Raw genomic sequence first — 7,933 nt, 5'->3', positions numbered from 1 at the left:
CCCCGGAGGGGCGAGGGGACGGTTTGTGCGAGTTGGCGCTTCGGAGCTCAAAATGGGCCCGCTTTTCTCCCTCTCCCTTCCAGGGAGAGGGCCGGGGTGGTGCGGGTTTTACCCTCACCCCACAAGTTACTTCACCCGCTCCGCGTTGTAACAGGTCAAATCCACCTCAACCTTACAATCTACCACCAAATCCGCCACGCAACACACGCGCGCCGGTGGGTGGTCGGCAAAGAACTCGCGGAACACCTTATTAAAGGACTGGAAGTAGCGTGCATCGGTTAGATACACCTTCACATGCACCACGTCCGCGAGGCTGTATCCTGCGTCCTGCATAATATCCACGCAGTTCTGAATCGCCAGACGCGACTGCTCAACAATACCGCCCTCCACCACTTCACCGTCCTTCATCGGCGTTTGCCCGGAGACATACAGCCAGCCACCGGCCTCTACGGCCTTGGCAAACGGCAAAGACTGCCCGCCGGTCCCCGTGCTGCCGCCGACGCCATAACGTTTAATGCTCATTATTGCTGCTCCTTAATTTTCCGGCTGACCGGCGTAGGAATCGCCCGGCGCGCCCGATAATGTTGTGATTCTGCCCGTAGCTCATCACCCCGTTGACCATCACCGCATCGATACCGGCGGCGGGCTGCTGTGGGTCACTAAAACTCGCGACATCGCTGATAGTTTCTGGATCAAACAGCACCAGATCGGCAAAATAGCCGCGCTTGATAAGCCCGCGGTCGGTGAGCTGAAAACGCGCCGCCGACAGGCCGGTCATCTTGTGCACCGCGACGGTAAGCGGGAACAGTTTTTCATCGCGACTGTAGTGCCCCAAAACGCGCGGGAATGCGCCCCACAGGCGAGGATGCGGCATCGGGTCATTAGGTAAACCGTCCGAGCCCACCATGGTCAGCGGATAGCGCAGCACCCGCTGCACGTCCTGCTCGTCCATGTTGTAGTAAATCGCGCCGGCAGGCATCAACCGCTTGCCCGCCTCTTCCAGCGTCAGCGACCAGCTTTGCGCAATCTGCTTTAAGGTCTGCCCGGCCATCTCCGGATGCGGCGTTGACCAGGTGATAACGATGTCAAAATCGGCGGTAATCTGCTTCATATCGAGCGTCGACGAGCTGGCAGAATACGGATAGCAGTCGCAGGAAACGTCCTGCTGCTGGCGAACATTATCGAACAGCGCCAGGGTTTCCACGGTACGCCCCCAGTTATTCGCACCCGCGCATTTGTGGTGCGAGACCACCACAGGCACCTTGCCGTGGCGGCCAATACGGAACGCTTCGTCAAGCGCATCGAGAATGGGTTCAAACTCCGAGCGCAGATGGGTGGTATAGATCCCATTCTCCGCCGCCAGCTCTTCCGCCAGCGCCATCACCTCTTCGGTCGTCGACTGGAAGGCAGAGGCGTAGGCGAGCCCGGTGCTTAGCCCCAAAGCGCCCTCCTGCAGTGCCAACCGAAGTTGCCCGCGCATGGCTTGAATTTCTTGCTCATTGGCCGGACGAAACAGCGAGTCCATCTGGTTATTACGCAGCGCGGTATGACCGACCAGCGTGCCAACGTTCACCGCCGGACGCGCCTGCGTCACCGCATCTGCGTAGGCGTTAACCGTCGGATAGATAAACTGTTCCGCATTGCCCAACAGGTTCATCGGATCCGGTACGTCGCCTGCGATCGTCGCACTCGCGGCACTGATCCCGCAGTTGCCGACGATCACCGTGGTCACGCCCTGGCTGATTTTGGGCAGGTACTCCGGCATGCGGATAACGTTAATGTCGTCGTGGGTGTGAACATCGATAAACCCCGGCGCCAGCACGCGGCCGGTGCCGTCAATCTCATGCTGCACCTGCCCGTCGATAGCAGGCGCTATCTCCACAATGCGATCGCCCTTGATGGCAACATCGCCGCGATACTGCGGGCCGCCGCTACCGTCGATAACCGTGACGTTCCTGAACAGATAATCGAACTGCATCTCTTCTCTACCCCTGCCGTTTCCTGCCTCGAATTTGACCATTTACAAGCGCTGAAAACAGTGAAAGACTACGCAAAACATGCATCAATTAATGATACTTTTATTCATGAGAATCAAATAAAATAATAAAAATATAATATTTACAACAATATAAACAATCAAATATTCATGATATGAACTGAAAATCGGAAGGATTTATGTTATGAAATACCATGAAAGCCTCATCGTACCCCACAAATCCGCGACGCTATTTACTCCAACAAACATCCTCAATGAAGACGTTTGCCTGCCCGCCGCAGTCATTAAAAAAGCGGCGCTAACCAACAACATTCAGTGGATGCAGCACTATGCCGACGCGCGCGGCGTCTCACTCGCCCCACACGGTAAAACCACCATGACGCCGTGGATCTTTTCACAGCAGCAACAAGCCGGAGCCTGGGCCATTGGTGTTGGCAGCGCTTGGCAGGCAAGCATTGCTGCGGCAAGCGGGATCCAACGTGTGCTGATGGTGAACCAACTCGTCGGTAAGGCAAATATGGCGCTGATAGCCCACCTCAAGACCGAATACCCGGCTGTAGATTACCTGTGCTGCGTCGATAGCCTCGATAACGCCCGTGCGCTCTCGACGTTCTTCGCCGCGCAAAACCAGACGCTGGATATTCTGCTGGAGCTGGGCGTACCGGGCGGTCGCTGCGGATGCCGAACCGCAGAACAGGCGCTCACGCTTGCGGAGCAGGTTGCCACCTTACCGGCGCTGCGTCTGCGCGGCCTTGAGCTATATGAAGGCGTGCTGCACGGCGATAACCCACAGCCGAAGGTGGAAGCGCTGCTGCGCGATGCCGCCGCGCTGGCCTGCCAGCTTGAGCGCTATGTCACGGGCGAGTTTATCCTCACCGGCGCGGGCTCCGTTTGGTACGACGTGGTGTGTAACGTCTGGCTTGCCGAGCCGAAACCGGCCAACTGCCGGGTGGTGATCCGTCCTGGCTGCTATATCACTCACGATGCGGGGATCTATCTGGAAGCGCAGAACGCCATCGTCGCGCGCGACCGGACGGCCTGCGACCTCGGCGGCGATCTGGTTTCTGCGCTGGAACTGGTGGCGATGGTGCAGTCGGTGCCGGAATGCGGCCGGGCGATCGTTAATTTCGGCAAGCGCGACAGCGCGTTTGATGCCGGGCTACCGCAGCCGGTTGCTCATTATCGCGCGGGGAAATCGGTAGAAATAGTGGCGAACAGCATTGAAACCACCGGTATTATGGACCAGCACGCCATGCTGAAGCTGGCGCCAGGCGCTGACGTGAAGGTGGGGGATATTCTGGTGTTCAGCACCTCGCACCCTTGCCTGACCTTCGACAAATGGAAGGCGCTGCTGCTGGTTGATGATGCGTATAACGTGCTTGAAACGTTAGAAACGGCGTTCTGAGCCCCCCCGGCGTCGCTGCGCTCGGCCGGGCTACAGTCCAGGCGCAACGATGCCGAAGTTACATCGAATCACATATCAAATCGACAATCAGCAGCGACCCGTAACGCGAGTCGTTAAGCGGTAGCGTGACGTTTTGCTGATGGCTGAGTGCGCTCTCCTGCTGGCCAATCACGATAATATCCGCCCCTGCCCAGCGCGCCTGATGTACAGCGGCAATCAGCGCGCTGCCCGGCGGCGTACCGGCAAAGACCACCAGCACCTGCCCTGCGCCAAGCATCGAGGCGGTAATCCCCATTAACGCCGGGTCCTGGCAGACGTTGGCCGGATATCCCTGCGTCAGCAGACGGTACTGCAATACGCTGGCGAACGGATTATCGGCGGTGCTGGCGCTGAAAATATGCACCGCTTTAGCCTGTTTAAGCAGGCTTGCAGCACGCTCAACCGCCGCTGGCGACAGCTCGTGAAGCTGCGCGTTCAGCGAATACTGGATCTGGTTAAGCCGCTCGCGCCACGGCCCCGGCATATCGCCGCTGGCAACCGGTGCGCTGGCCTGCGCCAGCTTCATGCGCAAATCGCGAATATCGTCGCAGCCTGCCGCGCGGGCAAAGCGGGTGATGGTCGCCGGGCTGACCCCTGCCGCCGTCGCCAGTTGGTCGATGGTCGCTGAGGCGGCAAACGCTACGTCGCTGAGGATAGTCTGCGCTACACGAGACTCCTGCTGGCTGAAGTCCTGTAGCCTCTGGTGGATCAGGCTTAGAATGTCATCGCTGCCGTCGCGACCGATAGAATGCGAGAAACGATCGAGGATATCGCTGCCAATGCCGGCGTTTTTCGCCAGCTTTTGCAGCGTACCGGCGTCCACCCATGCCGCGTCGCCGAGCATCGGTGCCGCCGTCGTTTTCACACGATTCTCCTGCTGCTGATGGCGCACCTGGCCAATAAAGTCATTAATATCCGCGCAGCCAATGCTGCGTGAGAAATGTTGCAGCGTCGCCGGGCTGACGCCAGCCTTTGCCGCCAGCTCTTCAATCGTCGCCTCGGGGATCTGGGCAAAATTATCGAGGAAAAAACGCGCCAACCGGGATTCCTGCGCAGGCAGTCCGGATAACCCGTGCACCAACTGATAAACAATATCCATAACCAGAGTGTCCTCATGTGCGGCTCATTAAAAACATCATAATTTATTGAAATTATTTTTCAATTCATTCAGCCGAAGGGCGGCACGTTATGCGATTAACCGGCGGTAAAGATTCATTTGTCTTATCGCGATCACATTTTTACGCCTCTGACATGCCGTAAAGCAATATTTTAACGCCGATCACACTCATGAAAATAATTTTCATACATGCTACGTAAAACCGCTAATGTGTGAAATATGTTTTCAAAAGAGGGAAATATTGTCATGAAAAAGATCATGTTGTGCTGCGCCGCCGGAATGTCCACCAGCATGCTGGTGCAAAAGATGCGTGCCGAAGCGGAAAAACGCGCGCTGGCGGTGGAGATTAATGCTTATCCGGTTGCCGAAATCGAAAGCATGATGTCGGAGGCGGATGTGGTACTGCTGGGCCCGCAGGTGCAGTTCGAACTCTCTCGTCTGCGCGAACTGTCCGCGCCGCTGGGTAAACCGGTCGACGTGATCGACATGATGGACTACGGCACCATGCGCGGCGATCGCGTACTCGATAAAGCGATCCAACTGATGGCCTGAGGCCCAGGAGAAAGCGATGAAAATTACCGTGATTGGCGGGGGCAGCAGCTACACCCCGGAACTGGTTGAAGGATTAATTGCGCGTCATGCTTCCCTGCCAATGGCGGAACTGGCGCTGGTTGATGTCGAAGCGGGCCGCGAAAAGGTCGAAATTATCGCGGCACTCTCTCGTCGCATGCTCGATCGCAACGGGCTGGAGGCGGTAAAAGTCTCGGTTCACTTCGATGCGGACGACGCCATCAGAGGCTCAAGTTTTGTGCTCACCCAGCTGCGTGTGGGTCAGCTACCGGCCCGCGCCGCCGATGAGCGTCTGGGCCTGAGCCATAAACTGTTGGGCCAGGAAACCACCGGCGTTGGCGGCTTCGCCAAGGCGCTGCGCACCATTCCGGTGATGCTGGATATCGCCAGGCGCGTCGAACGCCTGGCGCCTGACGCGTGGATCATCAACTTCACCAACCCCGCAGGTATCGTTACTGAAGCGGTGTCGCGCCACAGCAAGGCAAAGATCATTGGCCTGTGCAACGTGCCGGTGACCATGCACCACATGATTGCCGATATGCTGAAGCTGCCTTACGACGACGTTTCGCTGCGCTTTGCCGGCCTGAATCATATGGTGTGGGTACATCAGGTGCTGGCGGCGGGCCGCGATGCGACAGACGAGGTTATCGAGATGCTGTGCGACGGCGAGCAGCTGTCGATGAACAATATCAAGGCCATTCCGTGGTCACCGGAACTGCTGCGCGCGCTGCGCGCCATTCCTTGTCCGTACCATCGCTACTTCTGGCAGACCCGCACCATGCTGGAAGACGAGCTGGCGGATGCCGACAGCAAAGGCACTCGCGCCGAGCAGGTAATGAAGGTTGAAGCGTCACTGTTCAAACTGTACGCCGACCCGCATCTGGACAAGAAACCGGAAGAACTAAGTCAACGCGGCGGTTCGTTCTATTCCGAAGTGGCGGTGCAGCTAATTAACGCGCTGCACAACAATCTTGGCGTTGAGATGGTGGTGAATACCGCCAATAACGGTGCCATTCAAGGACTGCCGGACGACGCGGTGATAGAGACCAACTGCCTGATTGATGCACTGGGCGCGCATCCGCTGTCCTTTGGCAAACTGCCGCCGCTGATGAACGGCCTGACCCAGCAGGTCAAGGATTTTGAGCGTCTGACCATCGATGCCGCCGTGCACGGTGACAAGCAAAAAGCGCTGCTGGCGTTGGTTGCCAACCCGCTGGTCGCCGATGTGAATCTGGCATCGGCGCTGGTCGATGAAGTGCTCACCATCAATAAAGCGTGGCTGCCGCAGTTCAGCCAACAATAAATACAACAATAGCCCGGTCGGCAACGTCTGCACCGGGCAGGGGGTGTCTGTGAATAAGTCGATAATAGATAAATACGTTTTACCGACCGCGCTCAAAATCGCCGGACAAAAACATGTGCTTTCGGTGCGTGACGGGATCATCCTGAACATGCCATTTATGTTGATAGGCTCGTTCTTCCTGATCTTCGCCTATCTGCCGGTGCCGGGCTACGGTACGCTGATGACCGAGCTCTTCGGCCCAACGTGGCAGGAAAAGGTGCTCTATCCGGTGAAAGCGACTTACGACATCATGGCGCTGATCTCCAGCTTCGGTATCGCCTACCGTCTGGCGGAGAAGTACCGCACCCTCGACCCGCTGACCGCCGGGGCTGTCTCCCTGGTGGCCTTCGTGATGACCATTCCACAGCACATCATGTTTACCCCGGCGGGTAGCGACGTGGCGCAGCTTGTCAAAGGCGTCATGCCGATGGGGCAGATTGGCAGTCAGGGGCTGTTCGTGGCAATTCTGATTGCCCTGCTCTCCACCGAAATCTACCGCTTCGTTAACGACCGCAATCTGGTGATTCGCATGCCGGAAGGGGTGCCGCCGGCGGTAGCCAAATCGTTCCTCGCGCTGATCCCGGGTTTCTGCGTGCTGGCAGTGGTGCTGGCGCTGCGCCTGCTGGTTGAAGCGACGCCGTTTGGCGATATCAATACCATGATCACCGAGCTGGTGGGCATTCCGATGAGCCACGTCGGCGGCTCGCTGCCGGGGATGATTATTTCAGTGCTGCTGATTGGCATTCTGTGGATGCTGGGTCTGCACGGCGACACCATCGTACTGGTGTTTATCCGCCCGGTCTGGCTGAGCAACATGTCCGAAAACCTGGAAGCGTTCCAGAACGGCCTGCCGATTCCCCACATTATCACCCAGCAGTTCTACGACCTGTGGATTGCGCCGGGCGGTACCGGGGCGCTGTTAGGGCTGGTTATCTTTATGATCTTACGCAGCCGCAGCGTGCAGATGAAACAGCTGGGTAAAATTGCCGCGCCGGGCAGCCTGTTTAACATCAGCGAACCGATGGTGTTTGGCATTCCGATCGTGATGAACCCGTATCTGGTGGTGCCGTTTATCCTTACGCCAGTGGTGCTGGTGATTGTCTCCTACGTGGCGATGACCACCGGCTTAGTGGCCAAACCGGCCGGGATTGCGCTGCCGTTCACCACGCCGATTGTGGTCAGCGGCTATCTGGCGACCGGCGGGCATATCTCCGGTTCGGTGCTGCAAATCGTCAACCTGGGGATTTCGCTGGTGATGTATTATCCGTTCTTCCGCATCTGGGATAACCTGAAATACCGTGAAGAGCAGGCCAGCAAGTCGCAGCAGACCACCGCGGCAATGCCAGCAACGGAACAGTAATTCACCTATAACCGTAGCCCGTCCAAGCGAAGCGCCGCCGGGCTACAAAAACAAAAACGCCGGGCAGTTGCAGATGCCCGGCGTTTTTAGCGTATTACTCGCAC

Annotated in this window: 7 protein-coding genes; 4 read left to right on the top strand and 3 right to left on the bottom strand. The window is 57.7% G+C overall.

Going from position 1 to position 7,933, the window contains the following annotated elements:
* Window positions 1-126: 126 nt before the first annotated feature.
* The gene (locus M989_RS17345; protein ID WP_035896012.1) at window positions 127-522 is read right to left on the bottom strand and encodes a RidA family protein; all 396 of its coding nucleotides are present in this window, start codon (window positions 520-522) and stop codon (window positions 127-129) included.
* Window positions 512-1,978, bottom strand: coding sequence for an N-acyl-D-amino-acid deacylase family protein (locus M989_RS17340; RefSeq protein WP_064547323.1), 1,467 nt, complete (start codon window positions 1,976-1,978; stop codon window positions 512-514). Before M989_RS17340 ends, M989_RS17345 begins: the two co-directional genes overlap by 11 nt.
* 202 nt (window positions 1,979-2,180) lie before the next feature.
* On the opposite strand from M989_RS17340, the gene M989_RS17335 reads away from it, so the two are divergent.
* Complete coding sequence (locus tag M989_RS17335; protein WP_064547321.1) at window positions 2,181-3,401, top strand: amino acid deaminase; 1,221 nt, start codon at window positions 2,181-2,183, stop codon at window positions 3,399-3,401.
* Window positions 3,402-3,459: 58 nt separating this feature from the next.
* On the opposite strand, the gene M989_RS17330 is transcribed toward M989_RS17335, so the two are convergent.
* On the bottom strand, window positions 3,460-4,539 hold the full coding sequence (locus M989_RS17330; protein ID WP_074398819.1) for a MurR/RpiR family transcriptional regulator: 1,080 nt from the start codon (window positions 4,537-4,539) through the stop codon (window positions 3,460-3,462).
* 264 nt (window positions 4,540-4,803) lie between these two features.
* Here M989_RS17330 and M989_RS17325 point away from each other — a divergent pair, with 264 nt between their 5' ends.
* From M989_RS17325 to celB, 3 genes are read left to right on the top strand one after another with little or no spacing between them, the layout of a single operon-like run.
* Window positions 4,804-5,109, top strand: a complete 306-nt coding sequence (locus tag M989_RS17325; protein WP_064547327.1) for a PTS sugar transporter subunit IIB — start codon at window positions 4,804-4,806, stop codon at window positions 5,107-5,109.
* A gap of 16 nt (window positions 5,110-5,125) precedes the next feature.
* A complete protein-coding gene (locus tag M989_RS17320; protein WP_064547320.1) occupies window positions 5,126-6,430 on the top strand; it encodes a 6-phospho-beta-glucosidase in 1,305 nt (434 codons plus the stop codon).
* Between the two features lie 49 nt (window positions 6,431-6,479).
* Window positions 6,480-7,829 (top strand): PTS cellobiose transporter subunit IIC, encoded by a 1,350-nt coding sequence (celB, locus tag M989_RS17315; RefSeq protein WP_064547318.1) that lies wholly within the window; start codon window positions 6,480-6,482, stop codon window positions 7,827-7,829.
* The last annotated feature ends 104 nt before the right edge of the window (window positions 7,830-7,933 follow it).

Origin of the sequence: Kluyvera georgiana ATCC 51603, from assembly GCF_001654985.1 — a bacterium.
Lineage (GTDB): Bacteria > Pseudomonadota > Gammaproteobacteria > Enterobacterales > Enterobacteriaceae > Kluyvera > Kluyvera georgiana.
The sequence above is the reverse complement of the archived record's forward strand: the minus strand, read 5'-3'. Positions and strand labels throughout refer to the sequence as shown.

What these genes read in the sequence shown, in the direction of transcription:
- M989_RS17345 (WP_035896012.1), bottom strand. Translation starts at nt 522, where the DNA reads ATGAGCATTAAACGTTATGGCGTCGGCGGCAGCACGGGGACCGGCGGG.
- M989_RS17340 (WP_064547323.1), bottom strand. Translation starts at nt 1,978, where the DNA reads ATGCAGTTCGATTATCTGTTCAGGAACGTCACGGTTATCGACGGTAGC.
- M989_RS17335 (WP_064547321.1), top strand. Translation starts at nt 2,181, where the DNA reads ATGAAATACCATGAAAGCCTCATCGTACCCCACAAATCCGCGACGCTA.
- M989_RS17330 (WP_074398819.1), bottom strand. Translation starts at nt 4,539, where the DNA reads ATGGATATTGTTTATCAGTTGGTGCACGGGTTATCCGGACTGCCTGCG.
- M989_RS17325 (WP_064547327.1), top strand. Translation starts at nt 4,804, where the DNA reads ATGAAAAAGATCATGTTGTGCTGCGCCGCCGGAATGTCCACCAGCATG.
- M989_RS17320 (WP_064547320.1), top strand. Translation starts at nt 5,126, where the DNA reads ATGAAAATTACCGTGATTGGCGGGGGCAGCAGCTACACCCCGGAACTG.